This window comes from Pirellulimonas nuda (genome assembly GCF_007750855.1).
Classification (GTDB): domain Bacteria; phylum Planctomycetota; class Planctomycetia; order Pirellulales; family Lacipirellulaceae; genus Pirellulimonas; species Pirellulimonas nuda.
Map to the genome: position 1 here is coordinate 530,542 of NZ_CP036291.1, position 24,600 is coordinate 555,141.

Annotated in this window: 29 protein-coding genes; 8 read left to right on the forward strand and 21 right to left on the reverse strand. The window is 67.6% G+C overall.

Going from position 1 to position 24,600, the window contains the following annotated elements; translation table 11 throughout:
- Positions 1–162: 162 nt before the first annotated feature.
- The 5 genes from Pla175_RS02140 to Pla175_RS02160 all read right to left on the reverse strand — a co-directional run bounded on the left by Pla175_RS02140 (position 163) and on the right by Pla175_RS02160 (position 3,751).
- Complete coding sequence (locus Pla175_RS02140) at positions 163–594, reverse strand: helix-turn-helix domain-containing protein (RefSeq protein ID WP_145280885.1); 432 nt, start codon at positions 592–594, stop codon at positions 163–165.
- A gap of 45 nt (positions 595–639) precedes the next feature.
- Positions 640–1,005: a type II toxin-antitoxin system HigB family toxin gene (locus tag Pla175_RS02145; protein WP_315851505.1), complete on the reverse strand. Its 366-nt coding sequence runs from the start codon at positions 1,003–1,005 to the stop codon at positions 640–642.
- 157 nt (positions 1,006–1,162) lie between these two features.
- Positions 1,163–1,417, reverse strand: coding sequence for a hypothetical protein (locus Pla175_RS02150; protein ID WP_145280889.1), 255 nt, complete (start codon positions 1,415–1,417; stop codon positions 1,163–1,165).
- Between the two features lie 150 nt (positions 1,418–1,567).
- Entirely contained in the window at positions 1,568–2,263 is a 696-nt protein-coding gene (locus tag Pla175_RS02155; protein WP_145280891.1) for a dioxygenase family protein, read from the reverse strand.
- Positions 2,264–2,563: 300 nt separating this feature from the next.
- Positions 2,564–3,751, reverse strand: a complete 1,188-nt coding sequence (locus Pla175_RS02160; protein WP_197527213.1) for a HEAT repeat domain-containing protein — start codon at positions 3,749–3,751, stop codon at positions 2,564–2,566.
- Between the two features lie 105 nt (positions 3,752–3,856).
- Between Pla175_RS02160 and Pla175_RS02165 the strand changes: the two genes are divergently transcribed.
- From Pla175_RS02165 to Pla175_RS02180, 4 genes are all read left to right on the forward strand, one after another.
- On the forward strand, positions 3,857–4,384 hold the full coding sequence (locus Pla175_RS02165; RefSeq protein ID WP_197527214.1) for a MogA/MoaB family molybdenum cofactor biosynthesis protein: 528 nt from the start codon (positions 3,857–3,859) through the stop codon (positions 4,382–4,384).
- A gap of 65 nt (positions 4,385–4,449) precedes the next feature.
- Positions 4,450–4,998, forward strand: coding sequence for a hypothetical protein (locus tag Pla175_RS02170; protein ID WP_145280895.1), 549 nt, complete (start codon positions 4,450–4,452; stop codon positions 4,996–4,998).
- Between the two features lie 59 nt (positions 4,999–5,057).
- A complete protein-coding gene (locus Pla175_RS02175; protein WP_145280897.1) occupies positions 5,058–5,249 on the forward strand; it encodes a type II toxin-antitoxin system HicB family antitoxin in 192 nt (63 codons plus the stop codon).
- Positions 5,246–5,446: a type II toxin-antitoxin system HicA family toxin gene (locus Pla175_RS02180; protein WP_145280899.1), complete on the forward strand. Its 201-nt coding sequence runs from the start codon at positions 5,246–5,248 to the stop codon at positions 5,444–5,446. The genes Pla175_RS02175 and Pla175_RS02180 overlap by 4 nt, the downstream gene beginning before the upstream one ends.
- Positions 5,447–5,490: 44 nt before the next feature.
- Here the strand turns inward: Pla175_RS02180 and Pla175_RS02185 are convergent, their stop codons facing one another.
- The 9 genes from Pla175_RS02185 to glgP all read right to left on the reverse strand — a co-directional run bounded on the left by Pla175_RS02185 (position 5,491) and on the right by glgP (position 14,342).
- Complete coding sequence (locus Pla175_RS02185) at positions 5,491–6,840, reverse strand: GTP-binding protein (protein WP_145280901.1); 1,350 nt, start codon at positions 6,838–6,840, stop codon at positions 5,491–5,493.
- 113 nt (positions 6,841–6,953) lie between these two features.
- Positions 6,954–7,238 carry a BON domain-containing protein gene (locus Pla175_RS02190; protein WP_145280903.1) on the reverse strand — a complete coding sequence of 95 codons (285 nt, stop codon included), beginning with the start codon at positions 7,236–7,238 and terminating at the stop codon, positions 6,954–6,956.
- A gap of 348 nt (positions 7,239–7,586) precedes the next feature.
- Complete coding sequence (cysC, locus tag Pla175_RS02195; RefSeq protein WP_145280905.1) at positions 7,587–8,255, reverse strand: adenylyl-sulfate kinase; 669 nt, start codon at positions 8,253–8,255, stop codon at positions 7,587–7,589.
- A 97-nt stretch (positions 8,256–8,352) separates the two neighbouring features.
- The gene (locus Pla175_RS02200) at positions 8,353–9,435 is read right to left on the reverse strand and encodes an acyl-CoA dehydrogenase family protein (protein WP_145280907.1); all 1,083 of its coding nucleotides are present in this window, start codon (positions 9,433–9,435) and stop codon (positions 8,353–8,355) included.
- A gap of 479 nt (positions 9,436–9,914) precedes the next feature.
- Positions 9,915–10,379, reverse strand: coding sequence for a hypothetical protein (locus tag Pla175_RS02205; protein WP_145280910.1), 465 nt, complete (start codon positions 10,377–10,379; stop codon positions 9,915–9,917).
- A gap of 16 nt (positions 10,380–10,395) precedes the next feature.
- The gene (locus tag Pla175_RS02210; protein ID WP_145280913.1) at positions 10,396–10,761 is read right to left on the reverse strand and encodes a DUF2200 domain-containing protein; all 366 of its coding nucleotides are present in this window, start codon (positions 10,759–10,761) and stop codon (positions 10,396–10,398) included.
- 348 nt (positions 10,762–11,109) lie between these two features.
- The gene (locus tag Pla175_RS02215) at positions 11,110–11,316 is read right to left on the reverse strand and encodes a hypothetical protein (RefSeq protein ID WP_145280916.1); all 207 of its coding nucleotides are present in this window, start codon (positions 11,314–11,316) and stop codon (positions 11,110–11,112) included.
- Between the two features lie 218 nt (positions 11,317–11,534).
- Positions 11,535–11,864 (reverse strand): hypothetical protein, encoded by a 330-nt coding sequence (locus Pla175_RS02220; RefSeq protein ID WP_145280919.1) that lies wholly within the window; start codon positions 11,862–11,864, stop codon positions 11,535–11,537.
- 273 nt (positions 11,865–12,137) lie between these two features.
- Positions 12,138–14,342, reverse strand: a complete 2,205-nt coding sequence (gene glgP / locus Pla175_RS02225; protein WP_145280921.1) for an alpha-glucan family phosphorylase — start codon at positions 14,340–14,342, stop codon at positions 12,138–12,140.
- Between the two features lie 237 nt (positions 14,343–14,579).
- On the opposite strand from glgP, the gene Pla175_RS02230 reads away from it, so the two are divergent.
- The 3 genes from Pla175_RS02230 to Pla175_RS02240 all read left to right on the forward strand — a co-directional run bounded on the left by Pla175_RS02230 (position 14,580) and on the right by Pla175_RS02240 (position 16,410).
- Positions 14,580–15,116, forward strand: coding sequence for a hypothetical protein (locus Pla175_RS02230; RefSeq protein WP_145280923.1), 537 nt, complete (start codon positions 14,580–14,582; stop codon positions 15,114–15,116).
- 142 nt (positions 15,117–15,258) lie between these two features.
- Positions 15,259–15,672: a hypothetical protein gene (locus Pla175_RS25785; RefSeq protein ID WP_197527215.1), complete on the forward strand. Its 414-nt coding sequence runs from the start codon at positions 15,259–15,261 to the stop codon at positions 15,670–15,672.
- Between the two features lie 60 nt (positions 15,673–15,732).
- Positions 15,733–16,410, forward strand: a complete 678-nt coding sequence (locus Pla175_RS02240; protein WP_145280928.1) for a zinc metallopeptidase — start codon at positions 15,733–15,735, stop codon at positions 16,408–16,410.
- A 17-nt stretch (positions 16,411–16,427) separates the two neighbouring features.
- Here the strand turns inward: Pla175_RS02240 and Pla175_RS02245 are convergent, their stop codons facing one another.
- The 3 genes from Pla175_RS02245 to folK all read right to left on the reverse strand — a co-directional run bounded on the left by Pla175_RS02245 (position 16,428) and on the right by folK (position 19,532).
- On the reverse strand, positions 16,428–17,705 hold the full coding sequence (locus Pla175_RS02245; RefSeq protein ID WP_145280930.1) for a prolipoprotein diacylglyceryl transferase: 1,278 nt from the start codon (positions 17,703–17,705) through the stop codon (positions 16,428–16,430).
- Between the two features lie 117 nt (positions 17,706–17,822).
- Positions 17,823–18,692 (reverse strand): pantoate--beta-alanine ligase, encoded by an 870-nt coding sequence (gene panC, locus Pla175_RS02250; protein ID WP_145280932.1) that lies wholly within the window; start codon positions 18,690–18,692, stop codon positions 17,823–17,825.
- Between the two features lie 111 nt (positions 18,693–18,803).
- A complete protein-coding gene (folK, locus tag Pla175_RS02255; RefSeq protein WP_145280934.1) occupies positions 18,804–19,532 on the reverse strand; it encodes a 2-amino-4-hydroxy-6-hydroxymethyldihydropteridine diphosphokinase in 729 nt (242 codons plus the stop codon).
- A gap of 770 nt (positions 19,533–20,302) precedes the next feature.
- Between folK and hemE the strand changes: the two genes are divergently transcribed.
- Positions 20,303–22,237: a uroporphyrinogen decarboxylase gene (gene hemE, locus Pla175_RS02260; RefSeq protein WP_145280936.1), complete on the forward strand. Its 1,935-nt coding sequence runs from the start codon at positions 20,303–20,305 to the stop codon at positions 22,235–22,237.
- 18 nt (positions 22,238–22,255) lie between these two features.
- On the opposite strand, the gene Pla175_RS02265 is transcribed toward hemE, so the two are convergent.
- From Pla175_RS02265 to Pla175_RS02280, 4 genes are all read right to left on the reverse strand, one after another.
- Positions 22,256–22,594 (reverse strand): type II toxin-antitoxin system RelE/ParE family toxin, encoded by a 339-nt coding sequence (locus Pla175_RS02265; protein ID WP_145280938.1) that lies wholly within the window; start codon positions 22,592–22,594, stop codon positions 22,256–22,258.
- Positions 22,591–22,827 carry a hypothetical protein gene (locus Pla175_RS02270; RefSeq protein ID WP_145280940.1) on the reverse strand — a complete coding sequence of 79 codons (237 nt, stop codon included), beginning with the start codon at positions 22,825–22,827 and terminating at the stop codon, positions 22,591–22,593. The genes Pla175_RS02265 and Pla175_RS02270 overlap by 4 nt, the downstream gene beginning before the upstream one ends.
- A gap of 94 nt (positions 22,828–22,921) precedes the next feature.
- Positions 22,922–23,950: an LOG family protein gene (locus tag Pla175_RS02275; RefSeq protein WP_145280942.1), complete on the reverse strand. Its 1,029-nt coding sequence runs from the start codon at positions 23,948–23,950 to the stop codon at positions 22,922–22,924.
- Positions 23,951–24,008: 58 nt separating this feature from the next.
- On the reverse strand, positions 24,009–24,245 hold the full coding sequence (locus tag Pla175_RS02280) for a hypothetical protein (protein WP_197527216.1): 237 nt from the start codon (positions 24,243–24,245) through the stop codon (positions 24,009–24,011).
- Between the last annotated feature and the right edge of the window lie 355 nt (positions 24,246–24,600).

Here is a 24,600-nt window from a genome sequence, read left to right on the forward strand (position 1 = left end):
GCCGCTTCGCTGCGACGCCAGGCGCCCGGGTTGCTCCCATTGCATCCAAGCGCCCTTCTGCCACGATCCGCAACATTCGCGCAGAAAGAAAGTAAACCCCGCCGCCCGGCCCGCCACTGAGCGGCCACCACATGAAGAGTGAACCGCGTGCCGCCCACTATCCTACAAGTTCCCCGCCAGCACGCTCACGTCCACGCCGAAGAACTCCGCGAACTTGCGGATCATCTGCCGGCTCAGCGGCTTCTTTCCCGCCAAGACCTCCGAGATCGACGACTTCGAGACCCCCGTCCCGCGGTGCAAATCGGCCTGCGAGGCGCCTCGGGAGTCGAGCAGGTGCCGGAGCATGTCGGCGTCTGAGGCGGGTTCAATGGGGCAGTGCGCGTCTTCATACGTCTGGGTCAGGTCGCTGAGCGCATCGAGGTAGGCCTGTTGGCCGCGGTCGAGCTTTTCTTGCGCAAGCAGCCGGTCCATCACCTTCTGGGCGGCTTCGAGGTGTTCTTCCGACGCGATCGCCGTCAACGGAAACGTTTGAATGCAGCGCAGATAGGAGTCGCGCGTCTTGCCCTGGAATCGGTACGAGCTGACTGCGGCCATGGCTTCCGACGCTCCTTTGAAACAATACTACCACGTTTTCCAGAACTACTGACTTGGCGGCGGCTGGTGGCAACCGCACTCCTCTCTCCACTTGCCGTCGTCGTACTCGCGATGCGTCATGATCTTCAGGACAAACACCCTGTGACTCGCGTAGAAGACCCGAGCGACGAGCCGGTACTTGTTCCCACCGATGTTGAAGACGACGCCATTGCCGACGTGGCTCGCGGAGACGAAATCCGCTTTCAAACCGCTCCAACCTGCCCAGGCTACTGTTTTGTTGGCCACATGCGCATGCCAAGCGCGGAGGGGCCCCTCCGAGTCTTCTCGGCCAGGAGTTTGCCAGAAACGGCGTAATCGCGACTTGGAGATAACGCGCACCTCGACCCCTCGCCAAGCATCGGTCCGGAGCACGAATCATAGTTCGCAAAAAGAGAACTTTCAAGGTGGATGGCTGGGTCCGTGGCGCTAGCGGCGCCCCCAGCAGCGGCTCGAACTACGCTCGCCACTCGGTGGCAAAGGCTTGGTGGGGTCGCCGCTTTACTTCGCTGCGACCGCAGGCGCCCGGCGCCTATACCGCACGTTCGTCCGCCGAGGCGGACGCATCTAAGGGGGGCTGCCGTGCAAGACGAACCATTCCCACTAGCCAAACTTGAACCGCGTGAAGCTGTGGTGCGCATGCGCTGACAAGGAATCCGATCCCCGCCAAACCCGCCAACAGCCCCGCTGCAAGAAAATGCATGCGCAGCAGGCTATCTTGTCCGCTGCCAAAGGCGCAGAACACGGCAAGAGAGAAGTAGCCGAGCGCCATCGCATGTTTCTGCATGACAGTTCTCTCAGATTCGCTACATGAGGACAATTCAACCGGGGCGACTTTGCTTCGCACTCACAGACCATCGCAATCAGCGCTAGTCAAGTCCCAACAGAGCTGCATCCTATACCCTATTCGCGGCGATCCACAACATTCGCGAGAAAACTACCCCCGTCGCCGCCCATCCCGCTCCGCTTCCTCCGGCGTCAGCCCCACGATCACGTCGCCGTGGGCCGTGAGCTCGCCGATCGACGAGCCGGGCAGCGGCTTGAAGTCGATCGTGACCAGCTCGCGCAGCTTCGGGTCGATACGGCTCAGCACGCCGTCGCGCTGGTTTTCTGGTTGGCCCTTGATGAAGAACTGGCTGGTCACCAGCCGGCGGTCTCCTTTACGGACCAGGAAATGGATGTGCGGCGTGCGGCCCGGGTAGACGACCGGCTTGATGGTGCGGAAGTAGTAGGCGCCGTCGGCGCCGGTGAGGAATCGCCCGAAGCCCTGGAAGTGCGTGTCGCGCCCGTCCGCGTTGTTGGTGCGCGAGTGCAGGTAGGCGCCGTGGGCGTCGACCTGCCAGATCTCTATGACAGCATTGCGGAGCGGCTCGCCGCTGGCAGTGAGGATACGCCCCGAGAGGTGGGTGATCTCGCCGACCGCGGGGGTGAGCCCGTCGTTGACAACGATCAAGTCGTTGTCTGTATCGAGCGGCAGCCGGTCGGGGTAGAAGGGCCCCTCGGTCATCCGCGGCGTCAGCGACGCCAGCTCCGCAAAGGCGCCGGGCACGGTCCACGCCGAGGCCCCGAGCGCGGCGGCGCCCCCAAGGAAGCGACGGCGAGAAACAAAAGAGGGGAGGGGGGGAGTCTTCATCGCAAACCTGATGGTTGGCTGGGATAGGGCGTTCCCTTGAAACCCCAAACGCCGGGAAAAGTATCGGTTGCTACAAGCAGCTCAAGATCAGGCCCGTCAAGTCGACGCCGACGAAGAAGATTTAACCACAAAGGTCACGAAGGACAACAGAACGAATCCTGTTGTTCTTTCAGCCGATGACCGGCAGGCGCCAGACGCCGCTTGCGCTGGGAGCTGATTGCGGCTTGACCTCTGCGATCCTTCGTTCTTAATTTCCTTCGTGTCCTTGGTGGTTTGTCTTGGGCCGGTCGAATGGAGGCGCTAACCGTCGCGGCGCAGGTCGACTTGCTCGGTCTTCGCGCGGCTTGCTAGCCAGCGGCGCCACGCTACCTCGTCGTAGCCGAAGTTCTCGCCGGTGATCTTGGAGAGCGCCCGCAGCACCGCGGGGTTCTTGAGCTGCTTCTCGAGCCGCTTGGGGCCGCCGCCGCCGAAGCTGGTGACGCCGGCGGTGGGGCTCATCGAGTAGGTGTCCCCACCCGAATTGGCGCCGACCACCGAGACGTGCTTGGTGGTCAGCGCGTCGATCAGCGGGCTTACGGCGCTGGGGCCCGCGAGCGCCTCGATCGCTTCGGCGCCGCGGTTCACTTGGCCGTTGTCGTTGCTCCGCAGCGCTTTGATGAACGGCGTCGCCAGCCCCGCGTGCCGCGAGGCGGCCAGCGCCTCGATCGCGCGGTAGCGCGTTTCGGGGTCTGGGTTGTCCAGCGCGATCGCCGCGAGCGCGTTGAGCGACGCGGGGCTGGGCACGTTCGCGGCCGCGGAGATCAGCAGCAGCCGCGTGCTGTTGTTGCGTTCCTCGGCCAGCAGGCCGGCCAGCGCCAGGCCCGCGTCCGGGTCCTTGAGGTCTTTGAACTGCTGCACGGCCTCGGCGACCCGCTTGGGGTCGCGGTCGCCCAGTTGCTTGCGCCACCGCGCGAGCCGGTTCTTCCACTCGGCCGCGGTCCGCTCCTGTTGCTCTTTGCGCTCGATCAGCTCGATCTCTTGCGGCGTGCGGTAGTCGCCCGAGTGCCGCACCATGCCGCGGGCGGCCATCAAGTCTTCGCGGTCGAGCCAGCGGTCTCCCACGCGGCGGTAGCCCAGTTGGGCGCGGGCCTCCTCGTGGTTGGGGTCGAGCTGCACCACGCGCTCCAGGTGCACGCGCGACTCGTCGGCCAGGCCGTTCTCGCGGCACCACTCGGCGAAGTTCCACTGGGCCAGGGGGGTGTCTGGCACGGTCGGCGCCCGGCCGGCGTAGACCTGCTGCGCCGCAGAGCGGGGCGTGACCAGCGCGATCTGCTTGCGCGTGAGGGTGAGCCGGCCCCCCCCTTCGAGGTCGATCGCCACGGTGTTGCGGTCGTCGTTGGGGACGATCGTGCCTACCACACGCCCGCCGGTGGCTAGCTGCACCACGTCGATCGCCGAGGCCAGCGGGGCCACGGAGGTGCAGGCGATCAGGATGAGCGTTCGTAGCATGGCGGCGCTGGCGGGTCGGCCGGTGGGGGTGCTTCGACTATTATACCGGCTGTCGAGGCGCATGGCCTCAGGTTTCGAGCCCCAAGTTCTGATTGCAGCGGTCCTGTGGATCAAGCCGATAACCCGACGATCCCCCAGCAGCACCGCGGGCAGGCGCCCGCAGCGGCGCGCTGCGCGGTGGTCACCGTGAGCGACACCCGCACGGCAGAAACCGACCGCGGCGGGCCGCTGATCGTCCAGATGCTTGAGGGGGCCGGCCACTTGGTCGTTCGGCGGGAGATCGTGGCGGACAGCCGGCCAGAGATCGAGGCCCTGGTCGCCGCGCTCGCGGTCCAGGCCGACGCGGTGCTGGTGACCGGCGGGACGGGGATCGCCCCGCGCGACGTGACGTGCGAAGCGCTCACGGCCCTGTTCGACAAGCCGATGCCGGGCTACGGCGAGCTCTTCCGGATGCTCAGCTTCCAAGAGATCGGCGCCGCGGCCATGCTGAGCCGCGCCGTCGGGGGCGTGGTGGGGCGCGCCGTGGTGCTGTCGATGCCTGGCTCGCCGGCGGCGGTGCGGTTGGCGATGGAGCGGCTGGTGCTGCCCGAGTTGGCGCACCTGGTTTGGGAGGCTCGGAAGGGGGTGGGGTAAGTGGGAAACGGGCCGACCGTAGGTCGGCTGCTATTGGCTTTTTTGCTATTGGGGAGAAAGGGGTGATGGACGAGACGCTTGTAAAACGCATCGCGCCGGCCGCCGGGGTGATGCAGGTCATCTTGTTCGGACTGCTGAGCGGTCCGCTCTTCTTCGCGGGCGTGGTGGTGTTCTTGGTGAAGGGCCAAGACGCGGTGGCGCCCGGCGCGGCGCACCCGCTCACCACCGCGGCGCTCGTCGTGGGGCTGGTTGCGCTGGTGGCGCAGAACATCGTCGCGACGCTGGTCCGCGAGCGCGCCCAGGCGCAAGCCGCCGGGCTGCCGAAGGACGACGAGGCGTTCGCGCCGCAGTCCAACCGCGGCGCCGGCGTGACCGAGCAACTGGGCGCGTTGGTCTCGGGCTACCAGGTAGCGCTGATCGTCTCTGCCGCGGTGCTCGAAGGGGCGACGTTCTTCAACCTGATCGCCTACCTGCTAGAGCAGGTCCCCTGGAGCCTGGCGATGGCGGGGCTGCTGTGGGTCGCGATGGCCGTGAAGTTCCCTACCGCCGGCCGGGTAGCGGGCTGGGTCGGCCAGTCGCGGCGGGAGATCGAGGAGAAACGCTCGCTGCGGTGACGCATCACGCCCTGCCGGGCGTATAATGGCAAGGTCAGCACGGTTTCGAGGGATCAGTTATGGACACGACCAAGTTCGTACATTGGCAGGACGGCGATTCTTGGATCGGTTACCTTGCCGAGTTTCCGGACTACCACACACAGGGCGACACGCTGGCCGATCTAGAAGACCATCTCCGCGACCTCTACGCCGATCTGTCTACCGGCAAGGTCGCCGGGGCGCGTCGGGTCGGAGAACTTCAACTGCCGTGAAACGAGTCGAACTGGTCCGACGTCTTGAAGAGGCCGGATGCGTGCTCGAGCGGCACGGCGGCAAGCACGACTGGTACCGGAACGCGCTGACCGGAGAATGCCAGCCGGTTCCGCGTCACCGTGAGATCAAGGAGTACTTGGCGCGACGTATCCTCAAGAAGCTCTCCAACGACAACGCCGGCGACTGGATGGCATGAGCAACAGTCCGCGCCTCGCCCCCGGTTGGTCTCGACGCTGCTGCTCACCCGCCGCCGTGGCGGTTGGTCGCTAGCTTCTTCTTGATCTCGCTCTTGAGCCGGTCCACAATCGCGCGCTTGTCGGTGTTCGCCAGGATCTTGGCGACCACGCTCTTGGGGCCCTTATTGCCCCAGCTAGCGCCCTGCTCGAAGTAGAACCGGGCCGCCTGCCCCACGATGTAGCTGCCGAAGCCCGCCGCGGCGGCCTGCGGCACGGCGGTGACGGCCGTCGAGGCGCCCAGCGTGGCGCCCTTGAGCAGCGACGAGCCGTAGCTGGCCACCGCCTCGCCCACCAGCGCCCAGCCGGCCGCCTTGAGGATGCCCTTCACCAGGTCGCCCGCGCCGGCGGTGGAGAGCTCGATGCCGTACACGGCGGCCAGGTTCATCACCATCGTGGCGTCTACGGCGATGCCGCCGGCGATGTCGGCCATCGCCACGGGGTTGAGCGACACGGCGGTCGCCTTCACCGCGGCGTAGGTCCAGATGATCCGGTTCGCCTTGTCGGCCCGCAGCCGCACGCGGAGCGCCGCCACGCGGTCGGTGCGGTCTGCGGCGTACATCGAGGCGGACAGCGCCACCAGCGCCAGCCCCTCGCCCTCGAGCACCTCGAGGATCTTCCCGCGCAGCTCGTCTACCTTGGGCGCCGGCTTGCGCCACTCGCTGCGCTCGGCGCCGTCGGCGGACTGGATGATGTACTCCACCTCCCGCGGCGCCGCGGCGGTGAGCACCACGTGGTCGGGGGGGAGGATGCTAGCAAGCCTCGGCCCGCGCAGCACCCCCAGCAGGTCTTCGAGTTGGGCCGGCGAGTAGAGGTCGGTCTTGTTCAGCACCAGCAGGATCGGCTTGTGGCTGCCGGCGAGGGTGGACAGCGCGCTGAACTCGGTCTCGTTGAGGTCGGAGTCGCAGACGAACAGAATCAGGTCGGCCCGCTCGGCGGCTTGGCGGGCCATCTCGCCGCGCTCGGCGCCCCCCACCTCGTTCAGCCCGGGGGTGTCGATGAGCACCACCTGGCTCTCGGCGAAGCCGGGGAGCCGGTAGCCGGCGCCGGCCCAGTCCAGCTTCCACACGTCTTTGGTCCAGCCGCCGCGGACGCTGGTGCTGGCCACCTGCTCGCCGACCAGGGCGTTGATGAGCGCGCTCTTGCCGGTGGAGATCTCGCCGAACACGACGATCTCGATCCGCCCGGAGCGGAGCTTGACGGCGAGGTCCTGCAGGTCGCGGAGCTCGTCCGCCAGGGCGGCGCGTTCGGCCTCGTTGCAACGCTCGACGTGCTCGATCGCCGAACGCACGGCGCCGAGCGCAGACCAGAAGTCGGCGTCGTCGATCGGCGGGGCGGGGGTGGAACTAGCGGGCATCCCTACAGTGTACCCCGTGGGGCGTGCTCCGCACGGCCGGTCCCGGGAAACCCCAGGCCACGGCCCGTCTTGGTGGCCCGTCTCAGTAGCCCGTCTCAGTAGCCCCTCGAGGCCTAGTGCACGACGGGGGCGACCACGATCGCGTTAACTAGCGTCTCGTCTTCCAGCACGCCGAGCGCCGCGTGTTGGGCAAGCTGCTTGGTGTAGTAGGTGGCGCAGCGGCCGCGGAGCGTGATGGCCTTGTCCTCGACCTGCACGTCGAGCCCGCGGACCCGACCGCCGAGCCGCTTGGCGATGCGGTCGTGGATGCGCTCCGCGAGCCACGCGGCGCGGTTCAGCGCCCGGGTAGTGGCTAACGCGACGAGGGTTCCATCGGCGGGGTCGTAGCGTGGCGGCATGACGATGTACTCCTTACTGGGCAGCGGCCCGGAAAGGGTCACTGCTGCAACCGCCCGTTGCGAGAGGACTCGGGATATCTAAACTCGCCTGCCGCCGAACCGCCGCGGGAGCCGGTCGGCCGGCGCCCGCGAAGGACGCCCGCCACGACTGCGACATCATCGGTTGCGACAAGAATAACGGGGCGCGGCCGATCAATCCATTTGGCTGCCGGACCGGCTCGTCGATACGCCGCATGGTGTGCGGGCCTCGACGAGCGCCGAACAGACACCCTCATGTATAGCGGAGTTGATTAGCCAGTCAACTTACATCTAGGACATGTGACAAAATATCACACGGACTTTACCTGGTTAGCGAATGTCGTGCCGTCGCAGTCCGGGGTCGCTTTTTTCGAGGCATTCGATCACTTGATCGGCCAGCCGATCGGCCGGCAGCTCGCCGGCTGCTAGCACCAGCTCGGGGCGGTCGGGCGCCTCGTAGGGGGCGTCGATGCCGGTGAAGTCGCGGATCTCACCCGCCCGCGCCTTCTTGTACAGGCCCTTGGGGTCGCGCGCCTCACACACCTCCAGCGGGGCGTCAACAAACACCTCAACAAAATCTCCGTCGGCCAGTGCGGCGCGGGCAGCCTGGCGGTCAGCGCGGTAGGGGCTGACGAACGCGGTGAGCGTCACCAGACCAGCGTCGCAGAACAATTGCGCCACCGCCGCAACGCGGCGGATGTTTTCGGTTCGGTCTTCGGGGCCGAAGCCCAGGCCGAACCGCTGTGCGAATCCGGCGCCGTGCAGCTCTTCGAGCATCTTCGGCGTGGCGTTCAGGCCGTGGCGTACGTTGTCGCCGTCCAGCAGGTAGGTCCGCACGCCGCGGGCGTGCAGCTTCTGATCCACCAGGTTCGCCACGGTGCTCTTGCCGGAGCCGCTCAGCCCCGTGAACCAGACGACGCGGCCGCGGTGCCCCCCCTGCGCTTCGCGCATCCCGCGATCGACCGATTGCTGGTGCCAGACCACTTGCGGGGTAGACATGGGGTTGGTCAGTGGTCCGTGGTCAGTTGTGCGTAGGTCGCGATTTTGGGCGACGGATGCTAACCCGCCGAGCACGCCACAAGGCGCGCCCCCAATCCTAACCAACAATGCCCGCCAGTTCACAGAGGTTGGCGTCCAGCACCGGCTGCGGACAGCTCCATACCAGGAAGAACAGCGACTCCCTGCACCACCGCCCCGCGGGGTGTCCCGCTACGTAGCCGGCGCCCTTGGCGGCTGCCAGCGACGCTTGGGCGGCGCGGAGCGCCAGGCTGTTGGCACGTCGGCGGAGCGACTCGGTCGTGCACGACGGGGCGCCGCGGGTGATCGACAGCAGGTCGGCGACCAGCTCGTCCCGCTCGGCGACGATCGCCGCGGTCGGGCCGTGCAGGTTCTCGCGACGCTGGCCCTCGTGGTTCAGCAGCCCGATCGCCGCCGAGGCGAGCCCCAACGCCAGCGTTGACGTCTCGTGCCCCCCGGTGCGGCCGCCGATCCCCTGGGCCATGACGTTCTCAACAGGTCCCGCGAGCAGCAGGTCGTCGCCGATCTGGGCGCCGTCGAACCGCACCGGGCCGGTAGAACTGGCCGAGACGCCGACTAGTTCGAACGGCGCCTGGGCCGTGACCCCTTCGAGCGACCCGGGGACAACGGCAAGCAACTGCTCGCTGGTAGGCTCGTCCCGGTCCATCACGGTCGCGCCGACCACCAGCCAGTCGGCGTGGTCGCCGCCGGTGACCCAAGGGGCGGCGCCGTCGAGCCGCCAGCCCGCGTCGGTCCGCGTGGCCCGCAGCATCGGCTGCTTGAGGTGCCGGCCGCTGGTGGTGAGGTGGCTGATGCCGACGGTGGCCAGCGCCGCGCCGCTGGCCAGGCCAGGCAGCAGGCGGGCGCGCAGCGCATCGCTCCCGCCGCCGGCGATCCTGCGGCACGCGCCGGTGCGCTGGGTGATGACAAACGTGGTCGTTAGACAGGCCTCGCTCAAGGCGAGGTAGCCGCGGACGACCGCCTCTTCGTCCCAACCAAACCCGCCGTGCTCGGGCGCCAAGAACCAACGGAACACGCCCGCCTCGCCGCACAGGCGGAGCTGCTCGGCGGGGAAGGCGCCGGCGCGGTCGGTCTCGCCGGCGCGCTCGGCGAGCTGCTTGCAGAGCGCGGCGAGTTCGGGGGAGTCGGGGGTTTCGATCATGAGGCCTTTACTTTGCAGATGGTTCGAACCGCCGCCAGCCCCGGCCGCGTCGGTGCGGGGTCGTGTCCTTTTGTCCCTCTCCCCACAAACGTTTTTCTCAGCCGCCCAGCGCCGCCGCGACGTAACTCCTTACACAGCGTCGCCCGGCCCGTGCCGTTGCCCCCCAAGCAAGGGGTTTGAGGCGGGGTCGTGTCCATCGCCACGGGACACAAACACCCACAATCGGACACCTGCTGGACACACGTGGGACACGCCGTCCACCAGACGGAGCCGCGTCCACCGAACATCCATCCGACCCCCCCCAGACACTGCGTCACCCGAGGCCCAGCTACAATCGTAAGCGGACGCATTGTCTCACACCCGCCGGCGGTTCTCTAGCGTAAGAAATAGCCACGTGATCCTGGCCACCCGGTGGCGGTTGGACTCGACCCATTCGCGGCTGCGTGCGTACCGGCGGGAACGGTTGCCCGGATCCGGCGCTAACTGTTGGAGTTGTTCGCCGCACGGCGCCAAGTCGAGACCACGAGCCAGAATGAGAACGCGATTTGCGTGAAGTCGGCATCGGGGTCTCGCACCGCGATCGTGGCCCGACGCGTCAAGAGGTGAACCGGCGCAATGAACGCGACCAGTCGGCCCGACCGTTCGACGCGAAAGCTGCGACCGAACGGAGACGCGGCGCGTAGCACGAGCGAGCCCTCCAGCGACCCAATCGTGAAGGTCCGTGTGAACGCAGAAGCCTTTTGCGCCGTGGCGATTTGCTGTCCCGCGCTGCTCAGCGTCCACTGCCCGCTAAACACCCCGTGCTTATGCACTTCCAGCGGCGCCCCGTCGGCCACGATTGATCCCTGCTCGCTCAGCCAGTTGAACTCCAGGCTCGCGCGATGGCCGTCTCCTTCGAGGAAGAAGTTCCACGAGCATAGGCTCTTGGGTTTGCATCGGATCATGGGGCTGCCTGCTTCGCTAAGGTGTCCGCAGGATCTTCTCCATCTTGCGACCTTTCGCCAGCTCGTCCACCAGCTTGTCGAGGTACCGAACCTGCTTGGTCAGCGGCGTCTCGATTTCTTCGATCCGGTAGCCGCAGATGGACCCGGTGATGAGCGACGCGTTGGGGTTGAGCGTGGCCTGTTCGAAGAACTGGGCGAACGTGGCCTTCTCCTTAATCAGACGCTTGAGGTCCTTCGAGTTGAAGCCGGTCAGCCAGGCGATGACTTGGTGGAGCTCATCGACGGTCCGCCCCTTCTTCTCCACCTTGGCGACGTAGTGCGGGTAGACCGAAGCGAACGTCATGTTCGCGATGCGCTGGTCGTGTTCTGGGGTGGTGTTCATGGGCGCCGGCGGAACCACGTGCCTTACTTCGCTGCCACGTCCTGCCTACTCGCGACTCGTCTTGGTTCAGCCACGGTCATCGCGATCGCAGCAACCTGCAAGACGCCGGATAGCGACCCATACCAGAGCATCCGCTCTAGGTAGATGTTCTGCATCTCGCCTGGCGTTACCGCACTTGGCGCATACGCAACCAACCCACCCACCCAGCCACATCGAGAGCAATAAGGCAATCGAGCCGATTAGTAAAGCGACCACGAAGCGTACAGTCATAGGTCTGGCTCGCGGCGGCAAACAGTGACGGACGGCGGGTAGCGCCGTCCCGTTGGCAGCGACATTCCTGGCGGACGGTTATCCTCTTGCAACGGCGCCCGCTGCTACATCGCTGGCGGCCGCGTCCGGTGCATCGCACTGCTCTGCCTTGGTTCCGGGGTCGATGATGCGGTGCGATGCCTCCGACCGACGCGCATTAATCTCCGCAATCAGCCTGCGGATGTCGTGACCGGCCGCGGCCGACATCGCGTGCCGAACCCGCCGTACCTCGCTGTAGCTATTCATCGACGATGTCCTCGTTGAGTAGTTCCAGAGCGACGTAGAGCAGGTGGTTCCGCCGGCGGACGCCTCCGCCATTCTACCCACGCGACTCCGGCGGGTTCACCTACCTTTTGCCTCGACGGTCGGAAGGCTCCGGCCGCCGCGGGCAAAGGTAGGTGAACCTGCCGGCGGGTGGTCGTGTTTCGTGGACGACGATACTTGCGCCGGCAGAACCATGTCCCCTACTTCGCTCCGGTAAGAACCCAAAGCCCGATGCCCTCTGAGGGATCAACCATTTGAAGCAGCGCCTCGCCCAGCCCCGTCAGCTTGAGAAGCCCCGTCACTCCCGACGAGAGCAGCTCCACTGAGTGTTGATACGCCTCGATCCCGTCAACGCGCAGCGTGACGGGGTGCTCGGCAGCGACGTTGTTGTCGCTGGTAGTCGTCGTCGGCGCCCGATCCACCCGAGCCAGGGCGGTGAACACGTCGCCGATGCAAACGTCCGCCTCATAGACCCGCCCGGCAACTGTGAAGTAGCCAGGATGCGGCCAAACCTCATCTACCGCGAACACCTCTGACGTCGCTGCCGGGCGCCACTGCTGGCTTGCGTAGACATGTGTGACGCGAAGGGCACCGGCCTATCGAGAGTCGCATGTCCGCGCGCGTGGCAATGGCGCGCGGGCACGCTGTGTCCACCCGATCGTGTACCCGCTGCTGCTGGGGGCTTCGGCTGACGCCTACGACCCCAGCCACCCGCCTACGCGTCGGCGCAGATTGTTGGCCGTGTGCCCGCTTCGCCCCCTCCCCTAGCCCCTCCCCCTGCGGGGGAGGGGGACTCTGGGGCTCTACCGCATGCTCATCTCGCTGCTCACGCCGCCCGCGGCGGGCAGGTAGCAGTGGCGGACGTAGTCGGTCACCATGCGGTGCGCGCTGAACCTTCCGGACAGCGTGGCGATGGACTCGACCATCGAGTCGATCCAGGCCCGCGGCAGGCCGTCCGCGTCGCGGTCGTAGAAGCGGGGGATGACCTCGTCTCGCAGCACGTGGAACAGGTCCTGCGCGTCGCGTTCGTCGGTGATGTCGTCGTTCACGTGCTGGGTGCCGCGGCCGATGGCGAAGCCGTTGTTGCCGTTGTAGGCCTCGGCCCACCAGCCATCGAGGATGGAGCAGTTGAGCCCGCCGTTAAGCACCGCCTTCATGCCGCTGGTGCCGGAAGCCTCCAGCGGGCGGCGCGGGTTGTTCAGCCACACGTCGACCCCTTGCACCATGTGGCGGGCGACGTTGATGTCGTAGTCCTCCACAAACACCACACGGCCGGCAAAGCGGGGGTCGTGCCGGAGGTTGGCGATCCGCTTGATGAACGACTTGCCCGGCTCGTCGGCCGGGTGGGCCTTGCCGGAGAAGATGAACTGCACGGGGCGGTTCTCGTTGTTCACCAGGTCGGCGATCTCGTCCATCCGGCGGAGGAACAGGTCGGCGCGCTTGTAGGTGGCGAACCGGCGGGCGAAGCCGATGGTTAGCGCCGATGGGTCGAGGGCGCTGCGGGTTGCGTCCACCACCGCCTCGTCCTCGCCGCGCCGGCGGCACTGCCGGCTGAGGCGCCGGCGGGTGAAGTCCAGCAGCCGCAGCTTGAGCGCGTTGTGCGTCTCCCACAGCTCGCCCGGGTCGACGTTGTACATCCCTTCCCACACGCGGCTGTCGCCCATCCGCTGCGGCCAGTCGAGCGGCAGGTACTTGTCGAACAGCGTACGCATCGGCTGCGCGAGCCAGCTAGGCACGTGCACGCCGTTGGTGATGTGGCCGATGGGGATCTCTTCCTCAACACGCCACGGCCACAGGTGGGCCCACATCCGCCGGCTCACCACGCCGTGCAGCGCGCTGACGGCGTTGGCGCGGCGCGAGGCCTTGAGGCCGATCACCGTCATGCAGAAGGTCTCGCCTTCGTTCTGCGGCTCGACGCGTCCGAGACCCATGAGCTGCTGGTGGCTGATGCCCAGCTTCTCGCGGAGCGGGCCGAGGTGCTCCTCGATCATGTCCGCGTCGAAGCGGTCGTGGCCGGCCGGCACGGGGGTGTGGGTGGTGAAGACGGTGTTCTGGGCGACCTCGCGGAGGGCGTCGTCGAAGCTCAGGCCGTCCCCTTCCATCCGCTGGTGGATCACCTCGAGCGGGGCGAAGGCGCTGTGCCCCTCGTTCAGGTGGTAGACGCCGGGGTTGATCCCCAGGGCGCCCAGGGCCTTCACGCCGCCGATGCCCAGCACCAGCTCTTGGCGGATGCGGGTGCGGCGGTCGCCGCCGTACAGCCGGCTGGTGAGCTCGCGGTCTTCGGGGCTGTTCCCTTCGACGTCGCAGTCCATCAGGTAGAGCCGCACGCGCCCGACACTCATCAGCCACACCTTGGCCTTGAGGGCGCCGCCGCGGGTGTCGATGGAGACGGTGATGGGCTTGCCGTTCTTGCCCAGCGCGGGCTGCATCGGCAGGTTTTCTACCTTGGTGTTGAGGTACTCCTCGCCCTGCATCCCTTCTTCGTCCAGGTGCTGCTTGAAGTAGCCCTGGTCGTAGAACAGCCCGATGGCCACCAGCGGCAGACCCAGCCCGCTGGCGCTCTTGATGTGGTCTCCCGAGAGGACGCCCAGGCCGCCCGAGTAGATGGGCACCGACTCGTGCATGCCGAACTCGGCGGAGAAGTAGGCCACCGGTCGGGCGCCCAGCACCCCCGCCTCGCGGGCGGCCCACGTGCCGGTGGTGTCGGTCAGGTACTCCTTGAGCCGGCGGTGGGCCTGGTTGATGCGGGTGTACATCGCCAGCTCGTTGGCGCGCTCGGCCACCTGATCGGGGGTCATCTCGCGGAGCAGCGAGATGGGGTTGTGGTCGAGCTGCCGCCAGCGGACGGGGTCGAGGTCGCGGAAGAGCTGCGTTACCTCGGGGCGCCAGCTCCACCACAGGTTGCTGGCCAGGGCGGTGAGCTTCTGATAGAGCGCCTCGGCGGTGACTTCGGTCCAGTTGGCGCGTTCGGTGGCGGCGGCGCTGGGGGGCGTTGCGGCAGGGCTCATGCTGAATCCTTCGGTCGGGTGGGGCAGGGTGGGGGCGTGACAGACGCCCACGGTTCGGCGCCGCCTGAGCAGCCAAAGCGTGTGCAGTGCCGGATTATAGCGGCTAACCTCAGGGAAGCGACCCACGGACGCGGTGCGCCGCCTCGGGCTGGGCAACGCCTCGGCGCGGCGCCGGACGCCCCCTAGAATCGCCGGTCTGTGCTGGCGCCTGCCGTGCCTAACTCGGGAACTATCGTTTTGATCGCACGCTACTGGCTTCCGCTCGTTTGCCTAGTATTCCTAGGCGCCCAGCTTGGGTGCGGCCGCGTCACCACCACGCAGCGGCTGGCCGGGGAGTGGGTCGGAAGGCCCGAGACCGCCGCGGAGCGCACCGCTCGCCAATCGCCGCAGGCGCTGCTGACGCCCGAAGAAGAACAGGCCCGCCGCGCGCAGCGGGGAGAGCCGACCGACTCGGCCGAAGAGCCGGCGCCCCAAAGCGACCTCGAGGCGTACCAGTTCGAGATCAGGCTCGAACTGGGCGTAGACGGCACGGCCCGCATGAGCCAGGGCGGCGGCGCTCCGCTGGACGGCGTCTGGCGGGTGTTGTCGAGCGAGGCGGGCGAGATCGCCCTGCAGGTGACGGCACTGCGGCCCACCACGGGGTCCGAACACCCGGAACGCGAGCAGCGGCGGTTCCTGGCAGAGCTCATCGAAGAAGACCGGGCGATGGTGCTGCACGAAGAGGGCGCCGACCCCCAGTTCGGCGTGCTGCGTTTTGAGCGCGTAGGGGAGTGACGAACGCTGCGCGTTTGGCTGTCAGCCATCAGCTTCTAGTTCTCGCGATGGTATTGACTCCACCGAATTGTTCACCACGGACTACGGACCACTCCCAATCGAAAGCTGACCGCTGAAAGCTGAAAGCTTAGGGCCAATATCAATGACCGACCGCGAACGCTGGATCATCTACCCCTTGTTGTTCCTGGCGCTCGGCGCCGCGCTGCGCGACAAGCTGGCTAAGCGGACGCTCAGCGACCAGCTAGTCTGCAAGACCTTGTTGGTAGTGGATGAGAAGGGCAGGGTGCTCTCGCAACTGGAGGGAGACTCGCTGCGGATCGGCTCGAAGTCTGGCGAGGGGGAGATCCGCGTCGGCAAGGTGCTGGCCGACGGCGTTCAAGCGGGCACCGTTCAGACACATTTGCTCAACGCGGTGTTCTACACGCGTCCGGCGGCCCCGGAGCCCGTGGCGGCCCCGGTCGCCCCCCCGCAGCCGCAGCCGCAGCCGCAGCCGAAGCCGAAGCCGAAGCCGAAGCCGGCGCCAAAGTTGCAGCCGGCGCCGGCGGAAGACGAGTAGTTTTGCGCGGCTTGTGCGCGGGCGTCGATCCATCCTGCTCCTTCACGCGTACGCTATCGCATGATCGACCCGCTCTATTTCATCGTCCTAGCGCCGGCGCTATTGATGGCCATGTGGGCCCAGGGGCGCGTGCGGGCGACCTACGCCAGCGCCTCGCAGGAGCCCGCGGTGCTCTCGGGGGCGGCGACGGCGCGGCACCTGCTCGACTCGGCGGGGCTATCCAACGTGGCGATCGAGCCGATCGCCGGGCAGCTAACCGACCACTACGACCCCCGCACCAAGGTGCTGCGCCTCAGCCAAGGGGTGTATGGGCAGCACAACATGGCGGCCGTTGGCATCGCGGCCCACGAGGCGGGGCACGCCATCCAAGACGCCCGCGGCTACTTCCCGCTGCGGATCCGCAACCTGGCGGTCCCGCTGGCGCAGTTCGGCGGCGGGGCGGGGATGTTTATCTTGATGGCCGGCCTGGTGATGCGCAGCCCCGTGCTGCTGCTGGTGGGCATCGGCTCGTTCGTGGCGGTCGCCGCGTTCCAACTGATCAACCTGCCGGTAGAGTTCGACGCCAGCCGCCGCGCCAAAAAGCACCTGGTGGAGCACGGCATCATCAGCAAAGCGGAGCTGTCTCACGTCGATCGGGTGCTCGATGCCGCGGCCTGGACCTACGTGGCGGGCACGCTGTACGCCGTGCTGATCGTGGTTTACTTCCTGATCCGCCTGAGGGGCGGCAGCCGGAGCTGACGGTTGGGGGCGAGGCGCTAGGGGCGAGGGCCGCGCAAGCGGACATCGCATGTTAACTCACCCCTCACCCCTCGCCCCTCCTGCCGCAGCAGCCACACCCAGTAGAACGCCATCATCGACAGGATCACGATGCTTAGGTTCTGCGAGATGCTCAGCCCGGTGCCGAGGAAGTTGGATTCGTCGACGCGGATCATCTCGAGCAAGAACCGGCTGACGGGGTAGATGGTCAGCATCAGGCCGAACACTTCGCCGTCGCGGCGGCGCAGCGGGTAGGCCAGCCACAACACCCAGCCCAAGAGCGCCGCGTTGATGGCGCTGTAGAGCTGCGTGGGGTGGACCGGCAGGCTCCTGACGCGCGGCTCGGCCACGGGGAGGGCGACCTCGGCGCCCCCCTCCAGCTCTAGCAGCACGGGGTCGTGCCCCTGGTAGGCGGCGCGCATCGCTTCGAAGCTGTCCGCCAGCGAGTCGGCCTTGCGGCCGTCGATCTTGGCGACTTTCGCGCCGGGCGTGATTTCGAGCTGCTCGTCCCACACCTGGCTCACCGTGAGTCCCTGCTCGGTCTCGCTCAAGCGGACCCCGTGCAGCTCGCCCCGGCTGAGCTGGTCGACGAACACCTGGCTGTCGTCGGGGAACGTGATGGCCCAGGGGCGGTCGCACACGCCGCCGAAGCAGCAGCCGTTGAGCAGGCACCCCAGCCGCCCGATGGCCAGCCCCACCGCCAGCGAGGGCGCCAGCAGGTCCGCCATCCCCAGCAGCGGCAGCCCGTGCCGGCGTACGAACACCACAAACGCCGCCGCGGCGCCGATCAGCGACCCGTACACCACTAGGCCCCCTTCGGTAAACATCAGCGCCTTGAGGATCGCCTCGCGCAGCGGGAGCCCTGCGAAGCTCACCTGCCAGTACTCGATCACGTGGAACAGCCGCGCACCGGCGATGCCGCACACCACCAGCCAGATCACCAGCGAGTAGATGACGTCGTCCGCAATGCCGCGTTGCCGGGCGCGGTGCAGCGCCATCGCAACACCGCTGGCCAGCGCCAGCAGCAGCATCACGCCGTAGCCGCGGATAGGGATCCCCTCGGGGACGAACCTTGGCGCCACGACGAGCGCCGCCGCTACCGCCGCCACGAGCCCCGCGAAGCCGATCCAATCGGCCTGCTCGCCGCGCCGCGCCGCCCCCCTGAGACGCAGCGCGTAGACGCCGGCGCCTACCAGCCACACCGCCAGCGCAAGGCCGAAGCCCAGCAGGGGGATGCCGGCCACGTCGACGGGGATGCGGAAGAGCTCGCTACGCATGCGTGAGTTGTGTACGAGTGAAGGGCCAAGGCGAGCCGTTGGCGTAAGCCGCCGGAACTTTTGCGGAAGGTTTGTGCGGGCCGTTGTGGCGGTGCGAGCCTCGATTGCTCCGGCGGCTTACGCCGGCGGCTCGCCTGGGGAGAGTAGTTGGTTGTCGATCAGTCGGGTGGGCCCCACTTTGGCCGCCACGGCGGCGACGGTGGGGCCCGTGAGTTCGCCGTGGGCTTCTTCTACGCCGCCGTCGTGCAGCAGCACGGCGTACTGCGGTTCTACCTGGGGCTCGCCGGCGAAGACCGCTTCCATGGCGCGGCGGAGCCGGGCGGCGTTGCGCTCCCCCGCGGCGTACGCGTGCTGTGCGGCCTGCAAGGCGTGGTGCAGCGTGAGCGCTTGCCGGCGGTATTCTCCCTGCAAGTAAACATTGCGCGAGCTCATCGCCAGCCCGTCCGGCTCGCGCACCGTGGGGCAGATGCGCACCTCGATCGGCACGTTCAGGTCGCGCGTCATCTGCCGGACGACCACGGTTTGCTGGTAGTCCTTCTGGCCGAAGTAGGCGTAGTTGGCCGGCGCCAGGTTCAGCAGCTTGAGCACGATCGTCGCCACGCCGCTGAAGTGGGTCGGCCGGATGGCGCCTTCGAGCACGCTGCCCGCCGGGCCGACCTCGATGCGGGTCGCGGCGCCGGGGGGGTACATCGTTTCTACCGCCGGGCAGAAGACCGCGTCGCAGCCGGCGGATTCTAGCAGCGCAATGTCCTGCTCGAGGTTGCGCGGGTAGCGGTCCAGGTCTTCGCCGGGGCCGAACTGCGTGGGGTTCACGAAGATCGTGGCCGCGGTTAGGTCGCACTCGGCCCGGGCGGCCCGCACCAGGCTGAGGTGTCCGGCGTGCAGGGCCCCCATCGTGGGGGTCAGGCCCACGGTTTGGCCCGCGGCGCGGCGGGCCAGGGTCCAGGCGCGGAGCGCGTCGCCGTCGGTGAATCGAACGAGGGGCATCGGGAGGATTGGTCGGGTCGTACGCGTGTGGGGTCCGCCGAGAACGAGCATTGTGGCGGGCGAGGCCCTTCCGGCCTAGCGCGAACCGCCGATGCCCCGCAAAACGCCCCGCTAGGGCGCCGCGTCGGGCCAAACGCAGGCGACGGCGGCCAGCAGGTCGGCGTCGAAGTGCGCCGCGTCGGCGTCACTGAGCCACAGCGTCGGCGCCGGCGTGACCGGGCCGGGGGCCCCCGGCCCGCGTGCGTCGATCACCAGCCTGGGCAGCGGGCCGGCCGCGTCGCGCTCAATGGATAGAGACGGATGGCGCTCGCCCAGCAGCCGCTCTACGCGGCGGGCGGCTTGGCTTTCGCCCAGCAGGAGCACGTGATCGGCGCCGTGCTGGAGGGTGTTCCAGAGCTCGTCGATCCGGCAGCCCAGCAGCGGGTGCCGCATGTCGGGGGCCGCCTCGGCGGCCGGCGCCAGCACGAACGGCCTGTAGCTCATCCGCGGGTGCGGCACGGTAAGCCTGGGGGTTTGGAGCACGAGGTCGCCAAACAGCAGCAGGTCGAGGTCCAGCGTGCGCGCGCCCCAACGCGTGCGTCGCTGCCGCCCGCTGGCCTCTTCGATCGAGGCGAGCAGGTCGTGCAGCTCGGCCGCGTCGATCTCGGTCGTCAGCCTCACGGCGCCGTTGAGGAAGGGCTCTTGCCCGGCCGGCCCGCCGATGGGCGCCGTGGTCCGCCAGGCGCCGGCGCGCACCACGCCGTCCGAGGCGACCGACGCTAGCTCGCTGCACGCGCCCTCAATCGCGGCGACGCGGTCCCCCAGGTTGGCGCCCATGCCGATCAGGCAGTCGGTCTTCAATTGGCAGCCTGCGAACCAGGACGCGAGCCGGAAGCGTCAGCGCCCCGAGGCCGCACTGCGACGAACCTCGGGGCGCTGACGCTTCCGGCTCAACCGGCGTTGGGGAAACCGAGTTGAGCAGCCGCTCGGCGCAAAAAAGTACGGCAGGGGGAAGCGATGTTCCCCCTGCCGTAGAGATAAAAGGATCCGAAGATCATAGCAACCCATGGAGGGGACATCCCTTTCGCGAACGCTGTCGCCGACTAGCCGATCCGTCGATGCGTCGCCCCCCAATCGGGTAATCGAGAACGGCCGAAGTCTTGACGGCCGAGTATCGCCAAACAACTCGTTTGAAGAGAAGCGTGCTGCGTTGACTGGTCACTATCGCTCCCCCACGAAACCCACACGATCATCCGCCACGCCCTCTCGACATTTCTGGCGGCCCTTCTGGCGTGAAGGGGCGCAGAGGTAGCGCGGTTCTTCTATTCTTGGCGCCCCTAGACTCCAGCGGCGAGGGCCCGCCCAGGGCCCAATGGCGTGCGCCGTTGGAAGCAACACAAGGCGGGCTGAAGGACTCAACACGCGTTGTGCGATGCAGTGGACGCAGTGTTGCGGAACTCGCGCGCGATGTCAAGCAGCCTTCGCCGCGCTTCGAAAAAGTTGCGCGCGTCCCCTGCAATCGCTGCGCGCAAAGTGCTTGACGAGCCGCGACAAGTTTCCGCGCGCGTCGCTAGAATAAGACTGACCCAACGCCGCACGCGATCCTCTAGAGCAACACAAAGCACCCCGCCATGCCGAGCGAGAAACCAACCTTCCAAGGCCTCCGCGTGCTCGCGCTGGAGAGCCGCCGCAGCGCCGACATGGCGCGCATGATCGAGCGATTGGGGGGCCAAGCGATCAACGCGCCGTCGATGCGCGAGACTTCCGTTGACGACCCACGCCCCGCCGTCGAGTTCGCCCACCGACTGCTGGCCGGGCAGATCGACGCGCTGATCCTGCTGACCGGCGTCGGCGTGCAGAAGTTTGTCGAGCAGGCGGCGCCGCACGTCGGGCGCGAGCGGCTGGTGAACGCGATGTCCGACGTGCCGATCGTCGCCCGCGGCCCCAAGCCGACGATGGCGCTCAAGGCGCTCGGCATTAAACCAACGCACCAGGCGCCGGAGCCCAACACCTGGCGCGAGCTGCTCACGCTGCTCGATCAGAAGATGCCGGTCGCCAACATGACCGTCGGGCTGCAAGAGTACGGCGTCACCAACCCGAGCCTCGTCGCCGGGCTCGAGGCCCGCGGCGCCAGGGTCGACCGGCTGTGCGTCTACCGCTGGGAGCTCCCCGAAGACACCGGCCCGCTCGAGCAGGCCGTGCGGTTGATCGCCGAGGGAGGGGTCGACGTGGTGATGTTCACCTCCGCCCAACAGATCAACAACCTGCTCGAAGTGGCCGATCGCAGCGACCTGGGCCCCGCCGTGCGGAAGGGGATGCAGCGGATGGTGGTCGCCTCGATCGGCCCCACCACCAGCGAACGCCTCGAAGAAGAGGGGCTGCCGATCGACCTCGAGGCCTCCCCGCCGAAGATGGGGACGCTGGTTGTGCTAGCGGCAGAGAAGTCCCACGGGCTCATCACGCAGAAGCGGGGCGCGGCCCCCTCGATCCGGACGCCGGCCCCTAGCGCTACGACTCCGGCTCCCGCCGCCGCGGGGGGGCAGAGCCTGTTCCTCCGTGCGTGCCGCCGCGAGCCGACGGAGCGGACGCCGGTGTGGCTGATGCGCCAGGCGGGTCGCTACATGCCAGAGTACCGCGCGGTGCGCAGCAAGCTGTCGTTCCTCGAGCTCTGCAAGAACCCCAGGCTCTGCAGCGAGGTGATGTGCACCGCGGTCGACTACCTGGGGGTCGACGCCGCGATCATCTTCTCCGACCTGCTGCCGATCCTCGAGCCGATGGGGCTCAAGCTGGAGTTCGCGCCGGGCGACGGTCCGGTGATCCACAACCCGGTGCGAACCGCGGCGGACGTCGACCGCGTGCTCGCGTTGCAGAACATCGACGCGCTCGATTACGTCGTTGAGACGGTCCGCCAGACCCGCGCCGACCTGCCGGCAGACATGCCATTGATCGGCTTCGCGGGCGCGCCGTTTACGCTGGCCAGCTACGCGATCGAGGGGGGCTCGTCGCGCACCTACCTGCATTCCAAGACGCTGATGCTGCGCGACGAGGGCGCCTGGCGCGCGCTGCTAGAAAAGCTCGCGGACTCCGCGGCGCTCTACCTCAACGCGCAGATCGCCGCGGGCGCCGAGGCGGTGCAGGTGTTCGATAGCTGGGTCGGCTGCTTGGGCCCGGAAGACTACCGCCGCTACGTGCTCCCCGCCACGCAGCGGCTGCTGTCACAAATCGATTCTTCCGCGGTCGTGATCCACTTCGGCGCCGGCAACCCCGCGTTGCTGCCGCTGCTGGCCGAGGCCGGGGGGGACGTGATCGGCGTCGACTGGCGGATCGACCTGGCGCGTGCGTGGGAGATGGTCGGCCCCCAGCGGGCGGTGCAGGGCAACCTCGACCCCGCGGTGCTGCTGGCGGACCCATCGGTGCTGCGCGAGCGCGTGCGGTCGGTCATCGACCAAGCCGCGGGCCGCCCCGGGCACGTCTTCAACCTGGGGCACGGCATCCTGCAGCAGACTCCGCCGGAGAACGCGCGGGCGTTGGTGGCGATGGTGAAGGAGCTGAGCGCGCGGGGCTAGGGTTTCGAGGCAGGGGTGTCAGCTCGCAGAGGTTGGAAAGTCGTCTGGCGAAAGTTCTTGCTGCGCCAGGTGTCGAATCGCGATCACCTCGACGACTTCTCCCACGATGCGAAAAACTGCGCGGTGGGTTGGGCGGCCGCCGAGTCCGAAATTGAGTTGACGCAGCCCACCATCGAACTTGTCCGACTCAATCGATAGCGGCTGGCGCTGTGGATGGCGCTGCAGGCCGTTGATGGCTGCTTCGAACCCTTCTAGCCACCGCCACGCTTGGTCCGCGTCTCGGTGTTCGGACCACCACTGGGCGGTACGTATCAGATTAGACCTGGCTTCGTGGGTAAGCGAGACGCGATGCCTCACGGTGTATCCCTTCCAATCGCCCCTCGCGCTGCGTCGAACGCATCGGCGACCGGCACAGTCCGACCCGCATCGGCGTCGGCAATCCCTCGCCTGATCGACGCCAAGTCGTCAGCGTCTTGGCCGAACTCTTGCCAGAGGCGGGCCAATTGCTCGATGGACTCGGCGTTCCCGCCAGAGATATGCGCTTCGGCGAACGCCTGAAAGTTCGCGAAGTCTTCTAGAGTAATCGCCATGACTACATTATTGCTTCGCGAACTGAGGGCAGCAACCGAGCGGTCGCCCGACCCACTGGGCGCTTCCGTCTCCCGGCTGAATGACGCTCTCGCCCTACTCCGCGTTCACCACGTTCACCAGCTCGCGCAACCGGCCGTGGTTCTTGCGGTCGAAGTGCAGCACCAGCCTCGGCAGCTTGGCGGCGCCGTTCTCGTCGGCTTCTTCGGCCAGGCGGTCGGTCTGCTCGATCGCGCCGGAGACCAGGATGTCCGTAAACGCGTCGTTCAGCCGCGCCAGCGTCTGCTCGCTGATGCGCCGGTTGAGCCGCAGCACCAGGCGTTGGCCGACGTACCGCATGCTGTGGTAGACGCGGTAGAAGCCCAGCAGCTCGTCAACCGCCTCGTCGACGCTGCTGGTGACGCGGAACAACGACAGGTCGGGGGGCGAGATCAGCCCCGTGCGGTGCAGGTGCCGCTCGATGAAGGCCAGCCAGTCCTGCCAGTAGCCCTGGCCGGGGGCGTCTAGCATCACCATCGGCAGCAGCTCCCGCTTGCCGGTTTGCACCAGCGTGAGCACCTCCATCGCCTCGTCGAGGGTGCCGAAGCCCCCCGGCAGCGAGACGACGCCGTCGCACTCTTTGACGAACATCAGCTTGCGCGTGAAGAAGTACTTCATGCTCACCAGCTTCGGGTCGCCGGCGATCACCGGGTTGGCCGACTGCTCGAACGGCAGCAGGATGTTCAGCCCCAGTGAGGCCTCGCGTCCCGCCCCCTCGTGGCCCGCCTGCATGATGCCGCCGCCGGCGCCGGTGATGACCATCCAGCCCGCCTCGGCCAGGCGGCGGCCGAGCTCAACGGCCAGCACGTAGGCCGGGTCGGCCGGCGGCGTGCGCGCAGAGCCGAACACGGTCGCCTTGCGGCAGCCACGGTACGGGGCGAACACGTTGAACGCGCGGCGCAGCTCGCGGATCGAGCGGCTGAGGATCTTCAGGTCGCCCGCGTCCAGGCAGTCGGCCTCAAGCCGATCGGTCGAGTCGCGGATCCTCTGGATAAGTTCTCCCGCGCTGGCGGGGCTTCCGAGCCGCAGCACGGGTGCGTGCGGGGGCGTGCCCAGCGGCGGGGCGTCTGGCAGGCGGTCAATCAACGGTGGCGTCCGGAGGCGAAGGATGTACGCCCGGGGCCTGCCGCGGAAGTCGCGTGGGTCAGGCCGAAGGGCGGCGGAAGTATCGGTAGGCCATCAGCACTTCGTAAAGGTCACTTGGCAGGGTCAGCTCGTCGTCCTCGAAGTCTTTCAACCAAGTGCGGCGGCTCTCGATGGCGTCCGCTAGCAGCGGCAGCACCTCTCCTACCGGGACGGTCACGGTGCGTGCGTCGGCGCCCGAATGGTCGGTCGCTTGGGCTTCGGGTCCGTTGTACAGCTTCAGACGGGGGCGAGTCATCGTGGCGAGCATCCCTGCGTAATCGAGCGGAACCGATATCTTGCGTCGGGCCCTCCTGGCCCACATCGGCAGGGATCGACCCTTCTAGTTACGCCGGTTGAGGCCAAATGGGTCGCCCCGTCCGGTTTTTGGCAAGCCGCAGGCCCCGCCTGCCGGCGCCGATTGCAGCGGCGGCGCCGCTATCGCTGCTTGACACGCCCCGCGCCCGACCGCGAGAATCCGCGCTCCCCCACTGCCGCGCAGCCCAACGCGTCATGCATCAAAGGCCCGTCAGCACATGCGAACCAGCGGAACCGCCGATCAGCGTCGGTCCGATACGCCTTGTCTTCCTCCCGAGTTCCATTCTGCTGAACCG